20 protein-coding genes are annotated in these 19,521 nt (G+C 66.4%); 10 read left to right on the top strand and 10 right to left on the bottom strand.

The features are described 5' to 3' along the window. Nucleotides 1–11: 11 nt before the first annotated feature. Nucleotides 12–797, bottom strand: a complete 786-nt coding sequence (locus ACZY0X_RS21845; protein WP_463773329.1) for a 2-keto-4-pentenoate hydratase — start codon at nucleotides 795–797, stop codon at nucleotides 12–14. A 71-nt stretch (nucleotides 798–868) separates the two neighbouring features. On the opposite strand from ACZY0X_RS21845, the gene kstD reads away from it, so the two are divergent. The 3 genes from kstD (at nucleotide 869) to ACZY0X_RS21830 (ending at nucleotide 4,825) form a co-directional block, all read left to right on the top strand. Continuing rightward, nucleotides 869–2,551, top strand: a complete 1,683-nt coding sequence (gene kstD / locus ACZY0X_RS21840) for a 3-oxosteroid 1-dehydrogenase (protein WP_463773328.1) — start codon at nucleotides 869–871, stop codon at nucleotides 2,549–2,551. Between the two features lie 2 nt (nucleotides 2,552–2,553). Then, a complete protein-coding gene (locus tag ACZY0X_RS21835) occupies nucleotides 2,554–3,414 on the top strand; it encodes a MaoC/PaaZ C-terminal domain-containing protein (protein WP_463773327.1) in 861 nt (286 codons plus the stop codon). A 391-nt stretch (nucleotides 3,415–3,805) separates the two neighbouring features. Continuing rightward, on the top strand, nucleotides 3,806–4,825 hold the full coding sequence (locus tag ACZY0X_RS21830; RefSeq protein ID WP_463773326.1) for an MPT63 family protein: 1,020 nt from the start codon (nucleotides 3,806–3,808) through the stop codon (nucleotides 4,823–4,825). Between the two features lie 104 nt (nucleotides 4,826–4,929). Here the strand turns inward: ACZY0X_RS21830 and ACZY0X_RS21825 are convergent, their stop codons facing one another. The 9 genes from ACZY0X_RS21825 to ACZY0X_RS21785 all read right to left on the bottom strand — a co-directional run bounded on the left by ACZY0X_RS21825 (nucleotide 4,930) and on the right by ACZY0X_RS21785 (nucleotide 14,148). Beyond that, nucleotides 4,930–5,883 carry a hypothetical protein gene (locus tag ACZY0X_RS21825; protein WP_463773324.1) on the bottom strand — a complete coding sequence of 318 codons (954 nt, stop codon included), beginning with the start codon at nucleotides 5,881–5,883 and terminating at the stop codon, nucleotides 4,930–4,932. Between the two features lie 200 nt (nucleotides 5,884–6,083). Continuing rightward, the gene (locus ACZY0X_RS21820; RefSeq protein ID WP_463773321.1) at nucleotides 6,084–6,806 is read right to left on the bottom strand and encodes a PE domain-containing protein; all 723 of its coding nucleotides are present in this window, start codon (nucleotides 6,804–6,806) and stop codon (nucleotides 6,084–6,086) included. A 62-nt stretch (nucleotides 6,807–6,868) separates the two neighbouring features. Further along, on the bottom strand, nucleotides 6,869–7,981 hold the full coding sequence (locus ACZY0X_RS21815; RefSeq protein ID WP_463773319.1) for a hypothetical protein: 1,113 nt from the start codon (nucleotides 7,979–7,981) through the stop codon (nucleotides 6,869–6,871). 95 nt (nucleotides 7,982–8,076) lie between these two features. Continuing rightward, the gene (locus ACZY0X_RS21810; protein WP_463773318.1) at nucleotides 8,077–9,243 is read right to left on the bottom strand and encodes a lipid-transfer protein; all 1,167 of its coding nucleotides are present in this window, start codon (nucleotides 9,241–9,243) and stop codon (nucleotides 8,077–8,079) included. After that, the gene (locus ACZY0X_RS21805; RefSeq protein WP_463773317.1) at nucleotides 9,243–9,656 is read right to left on the bottom strand and encodes a MaoC family dehydratase; all 414 of its coding nucleotides are present in this window, start codon (nucleotides 9,654–9,656) and stop codon (nucleotides 9,243–9,245) included. The genes ACZY0X_RS21810 and ACZY0X_RS21805 overlap by 1 nt, the downstream gene beginning before the upstream one ends. Then, nucleotides 9,638–10,597, bottom strand: coding sequence for a bifunctional MaoC family dehydratase N-terminal/OB-fold nucleic acid binding domain-containing protein (locus ACZY0X_RS21800; protein WP_463773315.1), 960 nt, complete (start codon nucleotides 10,595–10,597; stop codon nucleotides 9,638–9,640). The genes ACZY0X_RS21805 and ACZY0X_RS21800 overlap by 19 nt, the downstream gene beginning before the upstream one ends. 60 nt (nucleotides 10,598–10,657) lie before the next feature. After that, nucleotides 10,658–11,821: an acyl-CoA dehydrogenase FadE29 gene (gene fadE29 / locus ACZY0X_RS21795; RefSeq protein WP_463773314.1), complete on the bottom strand. Its 1,164-nt coding sequence runs from the start codon at nucleotides 11,819–11,821 to the stop codon at nucleotides 10,658–10,660. After that, nucleotides 11,821–12,843 carry an acyl-CoA dehydrogenase family protein gene (locus ACZY0X_RS21790; protein ID WP_463773313.1) on the bottom strand — a complete coding sequence of 341 codons (1,023 nt, stop codon included), beginning with the start codon at nucleotides 12,841–12,843 and terminating at the stop codon, nucleotides 11,821–11,823. Before ACZY0X_RS21790 ends, fadE29 begins: the two co-directional genes overlap by 1 nt. A 63-nt stretch (nucleotides 12,844–12,906) precedes the next feature. Beyond that, nucleotides 12,907–14,148: a cytochrome P450 gene (locus ACZY0X_RS21785; protein ID WP_463773311.1), complete on the bottom strand. Its 1,242-nt coding sequence runs from the start codon at nucleotides 14,146–14,148 to the stop codon at nucleotides 12,907–12,909. Nucleotides 14,149–14,269: 121 nt separating this feature from the next. Between ACZY0X_RS21785 and ACZY0X_RS21780 the strand changes: the two genes are divergently transcribed. The 7 genes from ACZY0X_RS21780 to ACZY0X_RS21750 all read left to right on the top strand — a co-directional run bounded on the left by ACZY0X_RS21780 (nucleotide 14,270) and on the right by ACZY0X_RS21750 (nucleotide 19,504). Further along, nucleotides 14,270–15,433: a steroid 3-ketoacyl-CoA thiolase gene (locus ACZY0X_RS21780; protein ID WP_463773310.1), complete on the top strand. Its 1,164-nt coding sequence runs from the start codon at nucleotides 14,270–14,272 to the stop codon at nucleotides 15,431–15,433. A gap of 3 nt (nucleotides 15,434–15,436) precedes the next feature. Further along, entirely contained in the window at nucleotides 15,437–15,814 is a 378-nt protein-coding gene (locus tag ACZY0X_RS21775; protein ID WP_463773309.1) for a DUF8021 domain-containing protein, read from the top strand. An 18-nt stretch (nucleotides 15,815–15,832) separates the two neighbouring features. Next, a complete protein-coding gene (locus ACZY0X_RS21770; RefSeq protein WP_463773307.1) occupies nucleotides 15,833–16,291 on the top strand; it encodes a nitroreductase family deazaflavin-dependent oxidoreductase in 459 nt (152 codons plus the stop codon). Continuing rightward, nucleotides 16,288–17,022 (top strand): mycothiol-dependent nitroreductase Rv2466c family protein, encoded by a 735-nt coding sequence (locus ACZY0X_RS21765; RefSeq protein ID WP_463773306.1) that lies wholly within the window; start codon nucleotides 16,288–16,290, stop codon nucleotides 17,020–17,022. The genes ACZY0X_RS21770 and ACZY0X_RS21765 overlap by 4 nt, the downstream gene beginning before the upstream one ends. A 38-nt stretch (nucleotides 17,023–17,060) precedes the next feature. Then, a complete protein-coding gene (locus tag ACZY0X_RS21760) occupies nucleotides 17,061–17,513 on the top strand; it encodes a nitroreductase family deazaflavin-dependent oxidoreductase (RefSeq protein WP_463773305.1) in 453 nt (150 codons plus the stop codon). A 96-nt stretch (nucleotides 17,514–17,609) separates the two neighbouring features. After that, entirely contained in the window at nucleotides 17,610–18,971 is a 1,362-nt protein-coding gene (locus tag ACZY0X_RS21755) for an EspA/EspE family type VII secretion system effector (RefSeq protein ID WP_463773303.1), read from the top strand. After that, the gene (locus tag ACZY0X_RS21750) at nucleotides 18,971–19,504 is read left to right on the top strand and encodes a hypothetical protein (RefSeq protein WP_463773302.1); all 534 of its coding nucleotides are present in this window, start codon (nucleotides 18,971–18,973) and stop codon (nucleotides 19,502–19,504) included. Before ACZY0X_RS21755 ends, ACZY0X_RS21750 begins: the two co-directional genes overlap by 1 nt. Nucleotides 19,505–19,521: the final 17 nt, after the last annotated feature.

Genomic DNA, 19,521 nt, shown 5'->3' with positions numbered 1-19,521 from the left:
AACTCGAAACATCACTCGAATGAAAGACGCACTGAACCCAGTCCGTCGAAATCTGCTACGAAATTGTCGCCAGGACGTGCATCTATCGCACGCGTGCACGACCCCGGCAACACGATGTCGCCGGCCTTCAGACGCACCCCGAACTGATCGACCTTGCGGGCCAACCACGCCACGGCGGTCACGGGATTACCCAGCACGGCGTCACTTCGCCCCTCGGCGACGACCTCGCCGTTGCACTTCAGTACGGCGTCGATATTGCGGATGTCGATGTCCTTGGGCGACACGCGCTCCTTGCCCAGCACCCAGCCCGCCGACGAGGCGTTGTCGGCGATGGTGTCGCACAACTTGATCTTCCAGTCGGTGATCCGGGTGTCGATCAACTCGATGGACGGCGCGAACGCGGCGGTCGCGGCCAGCACGTCGTCCTCGGTGCAGCCCTCGCCCGGGAGGTCGTCGGCCAGGATGAACCCGACCTCCACCTCGACCCGTGGATAGAGGAAGCGGCCCGCCTTGACCGGGACATCCTCGAAGACCTCCATGTCGTCGAGCAGGTGACCGTAGTCGGGCTCGTCGACGTTCATCATCTTCTGCATCGCCTCGGATGACAGGCCCACCTTGTGGCCGATGACGCGGGCGCCCTCGGCAACGCGCTGCCGGATGTTGATGAGCTGGATCTCGTAGGCGTCGACGACGTCGATACCAGGAACCCCGTCGGTCAACGGTTTCATGGGCACCTTGCTGCGCTCGGCCTGGGCCAGCTCGGCGGCCAGCTCGTCGCGCACCTCAAAGGACAGCATTCGTGAAGTCCCCTCGTTTGTTCGACCGGCACAGTTGTGGGTCGGCCGGGCAATTCTATAACGTGTTCTACATGACTGAGCAGGAGTACGACGTCGTCGTGGTCGGCAGTGGCGCGGCCGGCATGGTCGCTGCCCTCACCGCCGCCCACCAGGGACTCTCGACAGTAGTCGTTGAGAAGGCCCCGCACTACGGAGGTTCCACTGCGCGGTCAGGTGGCGGTGTGTGGATCCCAAACAATGAGATTCTGCGGCGAGACGGGGTCAAGGACACGGCTGAAGCCGCACGTACCTACCTGCACACCATCATCGGTGACGCCGTCCCGGCGGAGAAGATCGACACATATCTCGATCGCGGACCCGAGATGCTGTCGTTCGTGCTGAAGCACTCGCCGCTCAAGCTGTGCTGGGTGCCCGGGTACTCCGACTACTACCCCGAGGCCGCGGGCGGCAAGCCCACGGGCAGGTCGGTCGAGCCCAAGCCGTTCAACGCCCGCAAGCTCGGTCCCGACGAGAAGGGCCTGGAGCCGCCGTACGGCAAGGTCCCGATGAACATGGTCGTGATGCAGCAGGACTACGTCCGGCTCAACCAGCTCAAGCGCCACCCCCGCGGGCTGGCCCGCAGTCTCAAGGTCGGAATCAGGGCGACGTGGGCGAAGGCCACCGGCAAGAACCTGGTCGGCATGGGTCGCGCGCTCATCGCGCCACTGCGAGTCGGGCTGCAGAAGGCGGGCGTGCCGGTCCTCCTGAACACCGCCCTGACCGACCTCTACGTCGAGAACGGTGTCGTCAAGGGCATCTACGTACGTGACACGAATGGCCCCGAAAGTGCTGAGCCCCAGCTGATCAAGGCCCGCCGCGGTGTCATTCTCGGTAGCGGCGGGTTCGAGCACAACGAGCAGATGCGGGTGAAGTACCAGCGCGCCCCGATCACCACCGAGTGGACCGTTGGCGCGGTGGCCAACACCGGTGACGGCATCCTGGCGGCCGAGAAGCTCGGTGCGGCACTGGAGATCATGGAGGACGCCTGGTGGGGCCCGACAGTGCCACTCGTGGACTCACCTTGGTTCGCCCTTTCCGAGCGCAACTCCCCCGGCTCGATCATCGTGAACATGGCGGGCAAGCGATTCATGAACGAGTCCATGCCGTATGTCGAGGCGTGCCACCACATGTACGGCGGCGAGCACGGCCAGGGTCCCGGACCGGGTGAGAACATCCCGGCCTGGTTGATATTCGACCAGCAGTACCGCGACCGGTTCATCTTCGCGGGACTGCAGCCCGGCCAACGGATTCCGAAGAAGTGGCTGGAGTCCGGTGTCATCGTCAAGGCCGACACCCTCGAGGAACTCGCCGAGAAGACCGGGCTACCCACCGACGCCTTCAAGGCGACCGTGGAGCGGTTCAACGGCTTCGCCCGCAGTGGTGTCGACGAGGACTTCAAGCGCGGCGAGAGCGCCTATGACCGCTACTACGGCGATCCGACCAACAAGCCCAACCCGAACCTCGGCGAGATCAGCCACGGCCCGTACTACGCGGCGAAGATGGTGCCGGGCGATCTGGGCACCAAGGGCGGCGTCCGCACCGATGTGCACGGCCGCGCGCTACGAGACGACGACTCGATCATCGAGGGGTTGTACGCTGCGGGCAACGTGAGTTCGCCGGTGATGGGGCACACCTACCCCGGACCCGGCGGCACGATTGGGCCCGCGATGGCCTTCGGATATCTGGCGGCGCTTCACCTCGCAGGCAAGGAGTAACGGTGCCAATCGACCTCGACGTTGCACTGGGCGCGGAGCTGCCCCCGGCCGAATTCTCTTGGACCAGTAGCGATGTGCAGCTCTACCACCTCGGCCTCGGTGCAGGTTCGGATCCCATGGATCCGCGCGAGTTGCGCTACCTGATCGACGACAAGCCGCAGGTGCTTCCGACGTTCGGCAACGTCGCGCAGACCTTCCACGTGACGGAGCCTCCGGCGGTTAAGTTCCCGGGCATCGACATCGAGCTGAGCAAGGTGCTGCACGGCAGCGAGGCCGTGACGGTTCCGGGTCCCATTCCGGCGTCGGGAACGGGTATCGCCGTGACCCGGTTCACCGACATCTGGGACAAGGGCAAGGCCGCGGTGATCTGGTCGGAGACGACGGTGAAGTCACCCGAGGGCGCTGTGCTGTGGACCCAGAAGCGGTCCATCTTCGCTCGCGGCGAGGGCGACTTCGGCGGCGAGCGCGGGCCTTCCACGTCATCAGAACCTCCTGCGCGGGCACCGGACTTCGAGCTGACCATCCCGGTCTCACCGCAACAGGCGCTGCTGTACCGGATGTGCGGAGACCGCAATCCCCTGCACTCCGATCCGGCGTTCGCCTCGGCGGCAGGATTCCCAAGGCCAATCCTGCACGGCCTCTGCACTTACGGCATGACCGCCAAGGCGATGACCGACTTGCTCCTCGACGGTGACACGTCGCGGGTCGGGACTTACGGCGCCCGGTTCGCGGGTGTCGTGTTCCCGGGCGAGACACTCAAGGTGAGCATCTGGAAGGCGGGCGACGGCTTCCAAGCGGTCGTCACCGCACCCGAACGCGATGATGCGGTGGCGCTCGCCGGCGTCGAGTTGATTCCCGCTTAGCTCTGCGGGATTTGAATTAACCTCGTGCCCTGCGGCGATGGCTCCGCCATCGCAGTACCCGACGGTGACGTGGGGTGCGCTGGCGAATTCAGCGGCTCTTGCTGCGGCCGACGAATTCGAAAGCTACTCCCGTTCGCGCTGGTCACCGATGCCGCCCCGCCTTTGCGATGAATGCGCACAGCATCAAAAACCAATACCTCAAGCGAGGTTTTGACCGAAAGCCAATTGGGTATTGGGCTGTCGCGCACTGGCTTGTGGGGTATCCAACGGACTCACGAGTACCCCCAAGCCGACGGCGTCAAGCTGCTAGTTTCGACTGACGTGACTATTCCCGTCGGGGGATGACGCCAGTCGAAATGACTGACGAAACGATTCAGGAGGGCACGAAACCGTGAAGTACACCATGACGATCACCAAGTTGGCCGCCGCTGCGGTCGCCGCAGGTGCGATCGGCGTCGCCGGCGCTGGCATCGCCGCCGCAGAGGTAGCCGCAGAGGGTGCCGCCGCAGCAGCCCCCACCACCCAACCGATCGGCTCCCAGGGCAAGTTGGTGGAGGGCAACGTCGTTCAGGGCTGGACCGTGACGGGCCTCAAGCAGAGCACCGACGTCATTCCGTACCAGGCGGCAGGCACGCTTTGGGAGGTCACCGCCACCGACAAGGCCATCGAGGGCGGCGCCACTCCATTCGTGTCGAACTTCAATGCGCGCGCGAAGGACGGCCAGACCTACCGGGCGTTGTTCGGTGTCGCCACCCCCGAGGGCGTCAACCCGTCGACTCTCGCCCAGGGCCAGGAGACCAGCGGCAAGATCTACTTCGACGTGACCGGCGCCCAGCCGGACAGCGTGGTGTACAACGCAGGTGGCCATGACTTGCTGGTGTGGACGCCTCCGGCTCCGCAGCCCACCCAGTCCTCCCCGTCCACGCGGGGTGGACAGACCGCGTCGACCCCGGCGGCCTCGCCCGCCTCAGTCGAGACCAAGCCCGAAGGCACGATCGTCGAGCCAAGCACCGTGACCGAGGGCGCTCCGCTTCCCGCGAGCGCCGGTACCGTTCCCGGCGCGCCGCTTCCGGCGGGCAGCTCGGGAACTCCACTGGCGGAGACCGTCCCGGTCGCCGAGGGCACGCCGGCCGCCGCAGGTGTTCCGGCCGCCGTCCCAGCCACCGAGGGCACGCCGGCCACCGCTGGCGTACCCGCAGCCGTCCCGGCGGCCGAGGGCGCACCGGTCCCCGCAGGCAGCCAGGGCACACCGCTTCCGGCGGGCGTACAGGGTGAGCCCGCACCGGTTCCCGCTGCGGCCCAAGAGGTTCCGGCCCAAGAGGTTCCGGCCCAGTCGGATGCACCCGTGTCGCACGGCACGCCGGCCTCGATCGCACCCAGCACCACCGTGGTGGTACCGCCGCCGAGCTGATCCTCGTCGACGCGACACCTACAGTGGCCGCCGATCTGCCTCCGGGCAGGTCGGCGGCCATCGTCGTATCAGGCCCGTCATATGGGGCCCGATATGGGCACGGATCAGGAGTGCGATGTCCACCAGGTGTAGAGCTGTGGCAGCGTCGGCCCCTTCTCGTCGCCGCGGATCGCACTGACCAACAGTTCGGCGTCATCGGTCCACGCCACGAGCGGCAGGTCCCGCTGGTATCCGCAGAAGAGCGTGCCCGCGACCTTCTGCGGGGTGGCATTTCGCCGCCAGGGGCCGGGTGACTGGATCGAGCCCGGGCAGACAACCACGTTGGACCCCTTGATGATGTCCTCGAACGCGGCCTTGAGCGCCGCCTTGTCCGGGACCAGCGTGTAGGTCGCCAACGGAGGACCGCCCTCATCGAGGTTGCGCTCGCAGCCGAACTTGGCCACGGCGCCCTTCGGGGTCGCGACGGGCTCGCAGGCCGCATCGGAGTAGCCAGGGGGCAGCAGCGTGCGCAGTCGCTCCCGGGCGTCGGCGACCGGTGATGCCGACACCGTGGTCGTACTCGGCTCCGCCGGCGATGCGTCGTCGTCGGACGAGCCGAACATCCAGAAACCAAGTCCACCCAGGACCACGACGACCGCGGCCGCGATCGCGATGGGCCGCACGGGGATACTGGGCTTGACCCGGATCGGCACCTGGCGCGGGATCACCGGAGGCGGTGGCGGTGCAAACCCACCCGACCACGGGCCATCGTCATGCGGCTCGAAGCGACGGATGGGTCGCGACGGATGCTCTACGCGGTGGCCGAACTCGGGTGCGGGGTCTGGAGTGGGCACGTCGGGGGGCAGCTGGTCAACCCCCGACTCGGCATGCCACTCGTCCTCCACGACCTCCCAATCAGGTTGCTCGAGAGGCGGTTCCGCGGGAACGCGTAAGGGCCCGGTGTCCTCGTGGCCGCCCTCTTCGTGGCCGCTCTCTTCGTGGACGTCGCTATTGGGGTTGTCTTCATCCGATTCCAGCGAGTCTGGCTGGCGCGGATCCGATGGTGGGGGCACTGTCACGCCCGCACCTCGGTATGGCTCGCCATCACTTCACAACTCCTGCAATCCGCCCCCGGGTGGTGACTGGGGCCCTCCTGGCACATCCCGGCGCGGGCCGGGCTGCGGTACTGCAGCCCGAACCTAGCCGGGCCGCGGTACTGAGGGTAATAGTTGAAGGCGCCCGGCGCGGGTCGCGCGCAGAACGCGTCTCCGCAGCGGCGCTACATCCGGCGCGCGAGGTCGTCCTCGCCGCTTTGACGCGGCGGCTGCGGTGACTCGACGGGTGCGGGACCCACTCCGTGGCTCCCGGGTTCGGGTCCCGACGCGCCTACGGGTCCCTGCTCGACCGGGGGCCGTTCGACCACGTCATCGCGCCGTTCCTCGCGATCTTCGCGAGCCTCGGCGCGCTCCTGCCTGTCACCGGGGTTCTCCTCGCGCGGTGCCTGTGCGGGAGCCCCGGCCGGACCCTGTCCCTGGCCCATCGAGGCGGGCGCGCCACCGCCCTGCGGGGCGCCGCCCTGCGGAGATCCACCACCTTGTGAGCCACCGCCCTGCTGACCGATGCCCTGCGCGGCCTGCATGGCCTGCTGCATCATCTGGCCGAACATGCCGGAGCCGCCGCCCGCACCCTGGCCCGCCTGGCCCGCCTGCTGGCCCATCTGGCCCATCTGGCCGAGCATGCTGCTCAGTTGTCCGACCGACTGCCCTCCGGACTCGTCGGCGCCCTCATAGGCCGCCTGTGCTGCGCCCAACTTGCCGGAGAACATCGTCTCCTTCGCCTGCAATGAGGCGACACTCGCCTGTAGCGGAGCGGCGAGCATGGGAAGCAGAGCGGAAATCGTCATACTCATGGCGTCCTGCCCGGGCGGCAGCATCGGCACGGGGGGAAGCTCCACCGAGGCTGGGTCCCAGCTGATCCCCTGGGGCTTTTCGAACGTTGACATCAGCGCTCAACTCCTCTGATCGATTCGCTTGTGGCGCACCGCCGTTCACAAGTCATCGTCGTTCACCAGTCATCGTCGACGTCGTCCTCGGCCAGGTCGTACTCGAGAGCGGCAGGCGCCGCGAGCGACGAGGAGGAGCCACCGCCGGACTCCCCGCGGTGGGGCATCATGCCCATGCCGCCCATGCCCCCGGCCCCGACCGGGGCCAGACCGCCAACCGCGCCTCCGCCCGCACCGGCGCGCATGGCGGAGGCGTCCATGGAGGTGCCCATCAGACTCGCCATCATCGGGGTCTGCGCCCCGATACCGCCGGAACCCGGCAGCGACGCCGCCTTGACCATGCCGCCGCCGGAGCCCGCGCCCGATCCGCCGGCCAACGGGTGGTTCGAGAACGATGAGAAGGGCATGGCCCCAGCGCCGCCGGAACCCCCCTTGCCGCCGAACATCGATGTCAGCTGTTGCAGCGGCTGCGCCAACTGCTGCAGCGGCTGCATGAGTTGTTGCGGGGCCTGCGTCAGCATCCCGCCGATCTGCTGCGGCAGTTGAGCGCCCATCGAGGCCATCTGCATCATCATCTGCATGCCCTGCTCCGAGCCCATCCCACCGGCTTCCTCACCCGCCTTGGCCGCCTTCTCGGCGCCCTGTTGCATGGGCGCGGTGGGGGCTCCGGTCGGCGGGAGGGTGGGAGACACCCCGAGGCCGTTGGCGAGTTCGGCGGTGTTGGCGTTGACGTAGGCGGTGTTCTGCGCCAGACCCATCTTGAGCCGACTCTGGATCAGTTCCGCGGTGTTGCTGATAGGCATCGCCTGGATGGCCTCGCATTCCCGCTGCGTCTCCATCGCCGTCGCGTTGACCAGTGCCTTGGTCCGCGCAACGGTGACCTCCATACTGCGCAGCTTCAGCGCGATCGAGGCCGCCTGGGCGGCATTGGCCTCGTGCCCACCGATGATCGTGGTGGCCTCACCGGCCGCGGCGACCGCTCCCCCGCCCTTCCAGCTGTCCGAGAGCGACATCAACTGGCTCTGCTGCAGCGGTACGACCGATCCGGTCAGCTTTGCAGCCAACGCCTCGTACTGGGCCGCCGAAGCCGCGAGCGCGTCCTCGTCGACGTTGGGCCAACCAGGTCCCATAACCGTCTGCGACCCGTACGGGCTGACATCCTGCTGGAGTCCCATGACGCGGCTCCCCTTACGCGTGTCCGAGTGTCGTTCTAGACAGTACCGCCGCAGCACGCGGTTCGAAGGCGGCAATCTCAGGTTGCCGCGAGACCTCAGCCGAGGATGAGCCCCGAGGTGGGCACGCCCGTACCCGCCGTGACCAGGACATGCTCGACGTCCGGGACCGGGTTGACCGACGTACCGCGCAGCTGGCGAACACCTTCGGCGATACCGTTCATGCCGTGGATGTAGGCCTCGCCCAGTTGCCCGCCGTGGGTGTTGATGGGCAGCCTGCCGCCGATCTCAATGGCACCGTCGGCGATGAAGTCCTTGGCCTCACCCCACCCGCAGAAGCCCAACTCCTCCAACTGGATCAGCGTGAACGGCGTGAAGTGGTCGTAGAGGATCGCGGTCTGGATGTCTGCGGGCTTCAGGCCAGACTGAGACCAGAGTTGCTTACCCACCAACCCCATCTCGGGCAGGCCGTCGAGTTCGGGACGGTAGTAGCTCACCATCGAATACTGGTCCGGGCTCGCCCCCTGGGCGGCCGCCTCGATGATCGCCGGCCGATTCTTCAGGTCCTTGGCCCGCTCGGCCGAGACGATGACGAGCGCGACACCGCCGTCGGTCTCCTGGCAGCAGTCCAGCAGTCGGAGCGGTTCGGCGATCCATCGCGAGGCCTGATGTTCCTCGATGGTGATCGGCTTCTCATAGAAGTACGCCTTGGGATTGTTCGCAGCGTGCTTGCGGTCCGCCACCGAGATCGCACCGAAATCCCTGCTGGTAGCTCCGGAGAGATGCATGTAGCGCTTGGCGATCATCGCGACCTGCGCTGCCGGCGTGGAGAGACCGTGCGGGTAGGAGAACGAGTTGTCGACACCGGTTGAGTCGGCGTTCTCCACCAGCCGCATCTGCACCTGGCCGAACCGCATGCCGGAGCGTTCATTGAAAGCCCGGTACGCCACAACGCAATCCGCGACACCGGTGGCCACCGCGACAGCCGCCTGCTGCACGGTGGCACAAGCCGCCCCACCACCATGGTGAATCTTGGAGAAGAACTTCAGGTCCCCGATACCGGTGGCCCGCGCGACAGCGACCTCGGTGTTGGTGTCCATGGTGAACGTCGTCATACCGTCGACGTCAGCGGGTGTCAGACCGGCGTCGTCGAGCGCGTCGAGGACCGCCTCGGCGGCCAGTCGCAACTCGCTGCGCCCCGAGTTCTTCGAGAAGTCGGTGGCGCCGATGCCGACGATCGCTGCCTTACCGGAGAGCTCTCCCATCAGACACCCACCGTCAGGGTCGCGTTGGCGATGACGTGATCACCAAGGCTGTTGCTGCCCACGATCTTCAACGTGATCAAACCGTCCTCCACCGCAGTGACCTCCCCGGCGAACGTCACTGTGTCGTAGGCGTACCACGGCACCCCGAGTCGCAGACCGATGGTCTTGATTACCGCGGACGGGCCCGCCCAATCCGTGATGTAGCGCTGCACCAGACCGGTGTCGGTCAGGATGTTGACGAAGATGTCCTTGGAACCCTTGGCCTGGGCCTTGTCCCGGTCGTGGTGCACGTCCTGATAGTCGCGCGTGGCGATCGCGGTCGACACGATGAACGTCGGGTCGCCGTACAGCTTGAGTTCAGGCAGCGTGGTGCCGACCTCGATGACGGGTGCGCTCACAGGTCCGGCTCCCATGCGTAGTTGGTCCAAGCCGGCCCGACGTCGTTGGCCGGGAAGTCGATATACATTGCGCGGACGGGCATTCCGATCTCCACGGTGGAGGGGTCGACGTTGCGTAGTTCGCCGAGCATCCGCACGCCTTCCTCGAGTTCGACGAGGGCGATGACGAACGGGGGCGTGCGACCCGGCACCTTTGGCGCGTGGTGCACCACGAAACTGAACACGGTGCCCTTGCCGGAGGCGACGACGTAATCGGTCTCCTGCTCCTTGTCGAGCCAGAGCGCCGGCACCGGCGGATGCTGCAGCGAGCCGTCGTCGCGTTTCTGGACACGCAGTTCGCGCGCGTTGACGCCGTCCCAGAAGAACTTGGTGTCCTTGGAAGACGCCGGACGCATGGCGGAATCGGCATCAAGGTCATCTGGCACTGACGACGGCGCCTGCTCATGGTCAGCCGGAATGAACTTCATGATGCGCCACATCATCTCGGCGACATCCTCGTCGCCGACCGACCAGGTGATGCGCTGCGTGATGAAGAACGCCTCACCCAATGCGGTCCGCTTCGGGCCGACCACGTCAGTCAGTTCCGCGGCGACGCTGACTTCCTCGCCGGGACGCAGATAGCGGTGGTAGGTCTGCTCACAGTTGGTCGCTACGACACCGATATAGCCGGCGTCATCGAACAACTCGAGGATCTTGCCCAGCGGATCGTCGTCGGGCCGGACACCGCCGAGACCCATCATCGTCCACACCTGGATCATGGCGGGCGGTGCCACGACCCCGGGGTGACCGGCCGCCTTGGCGGCCGACTCGTCGACGTAGATGGGGTTCTTGTCACCGATCGCGTCGAGCCAGTGGTCGACCATCGGTTGATTGACCGGGTGCCTGCCGACCCGCGGCTTGCTCCTGCCCTCGGCCTTGACCCGCTCGGCCGCAGCCTGGATCTCGTCGATGCTCATCGGTCTCCTCGGCTCTTCGCGCAAGCGCTCATCGGGCTCCTCGGCTCTTCGCGCAAGCGCTCATCGCGGAACCCTCGGAACCTTGAGCCCCGACGCGGCGATCATCTCCCGCATCACCTCGTTCACACCGCCACCGAAGGTGATGACCAGATTGCGTTTCGTCTGTGAGTCAAGCCATTTGAGCAGTTCTGCGGTCTCGGGCTCGGCGGGGTTGCCGTATGCGCCGACGATCTCCTCCGCCAGCCGGCCCACCTTCTGGATGCGTTCGGTGCCGAACACCTTGGTGGCTGCGGCATCGGCGACCTCGATGGTCTCGCCGCCCGCGGCGACCTGCCAGTTGAGCAGCTCGTTGATCCGCCAGATGGCCTTGATCTCGCCGAGCAGACGCAGCACGTCGTCATTGTCGATGGGCGTCACGCCGTTGCCGCCGGGCTTGGAAGCCCACGCGTGCACCCGGTCATAGATCGACGCCACCTTGCCTGCGGGGCCGAGCATGACGCGCTCGTGGTTGAGCTGCGTGGTGATCAGGCGCCAGCCCGCGTTGACCTCGCCGACGACCATGTCTGCGGGCACCCGGACGTCGTTGTAGTACGTCGCGTTGGTGTGGTGGGCACCGTCGGACAGGATCATCGGCGTCCACGAGTAGCCCGGATCCCTCGTGTCGACGATGAGGATCGAGATGCCCTTGTGCTTCACCGCATCCGGGTCGGTGCGGCACGCCAGCCAGATGTAGTCGGCGTCGTGTGCACCCGTGGTGAACACCTTCTGGCCGTTGACGATGTACTCGTCGCCATGGCGGATCGCGGTGGTGCGCAGCGACGCCAGGTCGGTGCCCGCCTCGGGCTCGGTGTAGCCGATCGCGAAGTGCACCTCGCCGGCCAGGATGGCGGGCAGGAACTTCTTCTTCTGCATCTCACTGCCGTACACCTGCAGCGTGGGGCCGACGGTCTGCAGTGTCACCGCGGGCAGCGGCACATCAGCGCGCGCGGCCTCGTTGACGAAGATGGACTGCTCGACCGGCCCCAGCCCCAGCCCACCGAACTCCTTGGGCCAGCCCACGCCGAGCTTGCCGTCGGATCCCATCCGCTTGATGACGGCACGGTAGGCCTCGTTGTGCCGGTCGGACTCCATCGCCTGATTCTCTTCGGGCGAGATGAGAGTCGAGAAGTACTGTCGCAGTTCGGCTTGCAGCTGACGCTGCTCCGGAGTCAGTTCGATGTGCATTACGCTCCCACCAGATTGGAGGCCGCAAGAAGATTCAGACGAAGCGAGGGACCGCCCAACAGCCGGGTCAGATCCTTGATCGTGGAGTAGTAGCGGTCCATCGGGTAGGTGATGTCCATACCCATGCCGCCGTGCAGGTGATGACAGATCTGCATGACCGGCGGCGCCTGCGACGCCAGCCAGTAACCCAGCACGTCGAGGTCCTCCTCGGCGTCACGCCCCTCCGCCAGTCGCCACACCACCGACGTCGCGGCCAGTGAGATCGTGCGCGATGCGATGTAGACCTCGGCCAGCTGAGCGGCGACGGTCTGGAACGTCGACAACGGCTTGCCGAACTGCTCGCGGGTGGCGACGTAGTCGGCGGTCAACCGCAGCGCACCCGCGACGAGGCCCGCCGCGAACGCACCGATAGCGGCCAGTGCGAGCTGGTTGACCCGGTGCACCTGCGCGCCGGCCAGCACGTCGGTGTCGGGCACAGCCACCCCGGCGAACGTCACCGAGTACTCATCGGATCCGTTGGACGTCGGAGACTGGGCGAGCGTCACGCCGTCGGCCTTGGGCGACACGACGACGACACCGCTGTCGGTCGTGACGACGAGCCAATCTGCAAGTGCCGCAAAGGGGACGCCGATCTTGGTGCCCGACAGCTTGCCGTCGGCCAGAACAGTCGCCGGCCGTTCCGGCAGTGACGCGCCAGGCTCGTTGAGCGCCGCCGAGAGCACGCCGCCCTTGGCCACGCCGGCCAGGAAGCGGTCCTGCTGTTCCGAGGAGGCCAGATCGAGCAGCGGCAGAAGCCCCAGGCCGAGCGTCGCCAGTGCTGGACTGACGGTGCCATGTCTGCCGATCTCGGTGAGCGCCGAGGTGATCTCCGGCAGGCCAAGCCCGTCACCACCGAGCCGCTCGGGAACACCGAACGCGATGACACCGCCGTCGACGAGCGCGTTCCAGCTGTTGTCACGGCCGAGCGCTGAGGCCACCACGTCGGTGACGGCCTGCTGACCTTCGTCTGGACTGAAGTCCACCCGAATCCTCCTTGATTCGTGCGCCACGTCCGCGCGCGGCGACCCTGAAAGCGTAAGTGCTGTCTACGCCTTGGCGCCGGTGTAGTCGACCTGCCAGTGCTTGATGCCGTTGAGCCAGCCCGACTTCAGCCGCTCGGGCTCACCGATCGGCTTGAGATCCGGCATGTGATCGGCGATCGCGTTGAAGATGAGGTTGATGGTCATCCGGGCCAGGTTCGCCCCGACGCAGTAGTGCGCGCCGGTGCCGCCGAAACCGACCTGCGGGTTCGGGTCGCGCAGGATGTTGAAGCTGTGCGGATCGTCGAAGACCTCTTCGTCGAAGTTGGCCGAGCGGTACGACAACACCACCCGCTCGCCCTTCTTGATCTGCACACCCGAGAGTTCGGCATCCTCGAGAGCGGTGCGCTGGAACGCCGACACCGGCGTGGCCCAGCGAATGATCTCGTCGGCCGTGGTACCCGGGCGCTCCTTCTTGTAGAGCTCCCACTGATCGGGGTTCTGCGAGAACGCGATCATGCCGTGGGTGATCGAGTTGCGCGTGGTCTCGTTACCGGCCACCGCGAGCATGATGACGAAGAAGCCGAACTCGTCGTCGGACAGCTTCTCGCCGTCGATATCGGCCTCGATCAGCTGCGTGACGATGTCCTCGGTGGGGTTCTTGGCGCGCTCCTCGGCCATCTTCATCGCGTAGGTGATGAGTTCGAACGAGGACATCGCCGGGTCGACGTCGGCGTACTCCGGGTCCTCACCGGCGGTCATCTCGTTGGACCAGCGGAACAGCTTGTCGCGGTCCTCCTGCGGCACGCCCAGCAGACCGGCGATGGCCTGCAGCGGCAACTCGCAGGAGACCTGCTCGACGAAGTCGCCGGAACCCGCGGCCGCCGCGGTCTCGGCGATCTTCTGGGCACGCTCGGCGAGTTCGGCCTCCAGCCGCCCAACAGCGCGCGGCGTGAAACCGCGCGAGATGATCTTGCGCAGACGGGTGTGCTGCGGCGCGTCCATGTTCAGCATGACGGCCCGCTGCAGGTCGATGGCGTCGCGCGTCATCTCCTGCGGCCAGACCGGGATGGCTCCGTCGGGTGAGCTGCCGAAGACGTCGCTGCGCTTGGACACGTCCTTGACGTCGGCGTGCTTGGTGACCAGCCAGTAGCCCTTGTCCCCGAATCCGCCGGTTCCGCCCGGCACGTCGACCCAGTGCACGGGCTCTGACTTGCGCAACTCGGCGAGTTCGGCGACCGGAAGGCGCTCGAGGTTCAGATTCGCGTCGAGGAAGTCGAAGTCTGCCGGAATCATGGGGGGTGCCATAGGGGTGCTCTCCTCAATTGCAACGTGTTCTAGTGCCAGTAAAACATGGGTTCACCGCAGATCAAAGGCGTGGCGACATCGCAGCTTGTCAGACTTATGAAACGTGTTCTAGCCTGGCGAGATGGGTAACCCTGTCATCGTCGAAGCCACTCGCAGCCCCATCGGCAAGCGCAACGGTTGGCTATCCGGATTGCACGCGACCGAACTCCTGGGCGAGGTCCAGAAGGCTCTAGTCGCCAAGGCCGGCATCGACGCCGGTGACGTCGAGCAGCTCATCGGCGGCTGCGTCACCCAGTTCGGTGAGCAGTCCAACAACATCACCCGGGTCGCCTGGCTGACCGCGGGCCTGCCCGAGCACGTCGGCGCCACCACGGTGGACTGCCAGTGCGGCAGCGCGCAGCAGGCCAACCATCTGGTCCACGGCCTCATCGCAGGCGGCGCGATCGACATCGGCATCGCCTGCGGCATCGAGGCGATGAGTCGGGTGGGCCTGGGCGCCAACGCCGGACCGGACCGCTCGATCATTCGGGCCTCGTCCTGGGATATCGACATGCCAGATCAGTTCACCGCCGCCGAGCGGATCGCCAAGCGGCGCGGTATCACCCGTGAGGAGATCGACGCGTTCGGCTTCGCCTCGCAGCAGAAGGCCAAGGTGGCCTGGGCCGAGGGCCGGTTCGACCGCGAGATCTCGCCTATCGTCGCGCCGGTACTCGACGAGAACAAGCGGCCGACGTCCGAGCGGGCGCCCGTCACCCGCGACCAAGGGCTGCGCGAGACCACGCTTGAGGGCCTGGCCGCGCTGAAGCCCGTCATGGAGGGCGCCATCCACACCGCCGGCACGTCATCGCAGATCTCCGATGGCGCGGCAGCCGTGTTGTGGATGGACGAGGACAAGGCGAAGGCGCTCGGGCTGAAGCCGCGCGCCCGCATCGTCAGCCAGGCCAACGTCGGCTCGGAGGCCTACTACCACCTCGACGGGCCGGTGCAGTCGACCGCCAAGGTGCTGGAGAAGGCCGGTATGAAGATGGGCGACATCGACATCGTCGAGATCAACGAGGCCTTCGCATCGGTCGTCCTGTCGTGGGCCCGGGTGCACAACCCGGATATGGACAAGGTGAACGTCAACGGCGGTGCCATCGCACTCGGTCACCCGGTCGGCAGCACCGGGGCCCGCTTGATCACGACGGCGCTGCACGAGTTGGAGCGCACCGACAAGAGCACCGCGCTCATCACGATGTGTGCGGGCGGCGCACTGTCCACCGGCACGATCATCGAGCGAATCTAACCCGTGCCCGTTTCCGATGCCGAGCGCATCGCTGCGGCGAAGGCCTACATAGACGCGCTCGTCACCCACGACGGGGACGCTGTTCCGTTCGCACCGCAGTGCACTCGGATCGAGCAGGGCATGAAGAACGGATTCTCGGGAAACCACCTGCGGCGCAGCCTGAATCGCGGTCCGCAGTACCGCGTCATCGGGGCCACTACCCCGGCCGACTACACCATCGAAGGCGATGAGGTGAACGCCCGCTACGACGTGCTCACCAAGTTCTCGGTGGGCGGCACACGCGTGGCGGCACACGTCGACGAGACGTTCCTCATCCCGGCGAGTGACGGGCTGATCCACCACATCCGGGTCCGGTTCCACCCCTTCCTGCACCGCGCGTAACGCGATTAGGATCGCGCCATGCCGAAATCACGCCCCAAGTACATGGACACCGCATTCGGCGACTTCGCCGTGAAGTGGATGTCTCGCATCAACACCTTCATGTACCGCCGCAACAAGGGCGAGGGCCTCGGCGGCAACTTTCAGGGCATCCCGGTCGCGCTGCTGACCACCATCGGCCGCAAGACCGGCGAGCCACGCGTCAGCCCGCTGTACTTCCTTCGCGACGGGGACCGCGTGATCGTGGCCGCCTCCAAGGGCGGCAGCGACAAACACCCCATGTGGTACCTGAACCTACGCGACAACCCGAAGGTCACCGTCGAGATCAAGGACGAGAAGCTCGTCCTGACCGCACGCGAGGCCACCGAGGATGAGCGGAACCTGTACTGGCCCAAGCTCGTCGCGATGTACCCGACATACGACGACTACCAGTCCTGGACCGAGCGCAAGATCCCGCTGGTGGTCTGCGAGCCGGCATGAGTGCCGAAGCTCAGGCCGATCTGCACTTCTACTTCGACCCCGTCTGCCCGTTCGCCTGGCTCACGAGCAAGTGGGTGCGGGTGGTCGCCGCGCAGCGTGACTATCGGGTGGACTGGCGCTTCATCTCGCTGCGGATCCTCAACGCGAACATCGACTACGCGTCGCACTTCCCACCCGAGTACGAGGCCGGGCACACCGCAGGACTCCGGCTGCTTAGAGTGGCCGCACGAGTGCGCGCCGAATACGGCCGCGGTGCCGTCGGCCCCCTGTATGAGGCAATCGGCACCCGCATCTTCGACACATCGCGCGCCGTCGACCCGTTGTCGGCATCCGATCAGGGTGCACGGCACATGTTGGAGCCCCTCCTGAGTTCGGTTGGCCTGCCAACGGATCTGGCCGACGCGCTCGATGACACAGGTCTCGACGACGAGATTCGCGCCGAAACGGAGGAGGCGCTGGCCCTCACGGGTCGCGACGTCGGAACCCCGATCCTGCACTTTCAACCACCCGCCGGTACCGCGTTCTTCGGTCCGGTGATCAGTCGACTGCCCGATGAGGCCGACGCGGGCGTGTTGTGGGACCACGTCGTCGGGCTGGCATCGTTTCCCGGCTTCGCAGAGATCAAGCGCAGCCTGCGCGAGCGGCCGCAGCTGGCCAGCTTCGGTGTCGACGCCGACGCGGTCGGCACACAGGAGGACTGGCACGGCGGCAGCCGGCGCACCAAGAAGTAGCGCGTTTGGGAAGTGCCTCCCCTGGCTAAGCTCGGGAGATGGGCCGCACGGCGGATCGGATCCGGAACTCGACACTGCTGGCTCGGGCGATGAAGTACTTCGGGCGTGCCCACATCGCCGTGTACCGGCGCACCAATGGCAGGGTCGGCGCGAAACTCCTGTGGTTCCCAGCCGCACTGCTCACCACGACGGGCCGTAAGTCGGGTCTGCCGAGAACCACCGCGACGCTCTATCTTCGCGACGGCGAGAAGGTGGTGCTGCCCGCATCATTCGGCGGTCGTGACGGCAACCCCATGTGGTACCGCAACCTGAAGGCCAATCCCGTTGTGCAGGTACAGGTTCGCGACGAGCACCGGGCGATGACGGCCCGCGACGCGACCGACGAGGAACGCAGGCGGTACTGGCCGGTGCTGATCAAGATGTATCCGCCGTACAAGAACTATCGTGACGCCGCCGACCGGGTGGTCCCGCTGGTGGTCTGTGAACCCTGAGTTCGGCGCACCAGATTCGCGCTTTCCGGCGCCGCGGCCCATGGGAGAATGGGATCGCTGGCGAACCGATCGCCACGGCGGGCTGGGGAGGCGCGCATGGGTGTGCTCGATGCGTTCACGTCGACCTGGTCGAACGCTCGGACAACCTTCGGTCAGGGCACACCGCAGACGGGCGAACCGTTCGACGCCAGCAGCCAACTCGGCCAACTCGAATCCGACCTGAGCGCCGCTGCGCCCGGATCCCGGTGGACTGGATCGGCGTCCGCTGCCTATGCCGCGGTCAACACCGAGCACCGTCGGGTGATCGGCGAACTCGGCGGCCTGGACCAACGCCTGCGGACTCAGATCGACAGGACAGCTGCGGTGGTCACCGCCGGACGGGCCGACCTCGAGGCGGTCCGCAAGTGGGTGCTTGATGCGGCCAGCGCGATTCCCCGCAACGCGGCCGGCGAGCGGATGCTGCTGCCGATCGTGCAGAAGGGCCTCGGCGAGGTGGCCCAGATCGTCTCGCGGTCCAACGGCGAACTGAACGCCATCGGTGCCGGAATCCGTGGCCTCGATGCGGAGTACCGGGCACTGGGCGACCAGAGGTTCGCGGGTGGCGATCAGCACGGCAAGGACGGTGACAAGCCCGCCGAACCCCAGAACCCTTATGAGAAGGCCCTGCGCGAGGCGGGTCTGCTCGACGGCCCACCGCCAGATGGCTACTACCGGGAATGGCTCGAGAACGCCCAACGCCAGGGTGTGCCACCGGAGGTCATCGTCGACATCGCCCGCCGACACAACATCACCCCGGAGAGCTTCAAGGTGCTCAACGGCATGGAGAAGGTCACCGACAAGGACGGCAAGTCGTTCTTCCTCATCCCCAAGGGGACCTCGGGTGAGGACGCACGCAAGGCGGCCCTGATGACCTACGTTCTCAACGTGGGCACCGACTATGGCGATTCACCGGGCACGAAGGACTTCGCGGAGACCCCGTACTCCGCCGACGAGGTGCAGCGGATCATTGACCGGCAGGAAGCGAACTCCTGGAGTTACGACAAGGACGTCGGCTTCGTGGACAGCAACGGCGGTCGACTGATGACCACGCCGAACGGAATGCTAATGGGGCTCGGCGGCAACCAGTTACAGGACTTGTACAGCGAGGCAGGCGGCTCCACCTGGGGTGACATCTTCATGCTGAACATCGATGACCCCAGTGATGCCGCGCAGCAACTCAAACAGGTCGCCGAGTCCGGCCAGATGTGGTACCCGGCGGAGGACGGCAATGGGAGCCAGGGCCGGCTCGATCTCGATCGGATTCTTCATCACGAGGAACGCCATTCACAGCAGTGGGCCGACAAGGGTTACGGCACCATGCTCAGGGAGTACGGCTGGGAGATCTTCCGCGAGAAGGTCCTCGGCAAGACCAACAGACTCGAAGAGGACGCCGGGCTGTCCGACGGGGGGTATCACTGATGGGTCGTGTTGCTGCGGTGATCGCGATGATCGTCGCGCTCGTCGCTGGCTGTGGTCAGGACAGCTGGGAACAGACGGCCCCGTTCGCCCCGTCGCTGCGGCCGGCATTCGGCGCGCGTGTCACGGACGGCAACCTACAGATCTGGACGGGTTCTCCATGTCCTGGAGCCACGGCGTTCAGCCTGTACTTCGAGCCGGGCGAGGTTGAACTCGAACTCCGCGCACCGGGCAACGCGGCCTTCGACGCTGAGCACCTCACGGTGGGTGGCCCCTACCCGGGGTTGCAGGCCACCAAACCGCTGCCCGCTGACTTCGACTGGCGCAGTGCGGATTCGGTACGCATCTCTGTCTACGGAGGCGACGGCGGATGGGGCTCCACCGCACAGATCGCCGAGGTGATCGACGGGTCAGCCGACCATCCGAATGACACCTACTGGTTCCAGGATGTGGGCTGGCTCAACCCCGCTCAGGTCGCCGAACAGGACGGCAAGACGTTCCTGGCCACCTGCACCGATGACCCGGCGCAGGAATGATCGCCGTCATCACACGC

The sequence above is a fragment of the Mycobacterium sp. IDUB_39 genome, from assembly GCF_055419205.1.
Note: the sequence above shows the minus strand (reverse complement) of the source record. Positions and strands in the feature narration are given on the sequence as shown.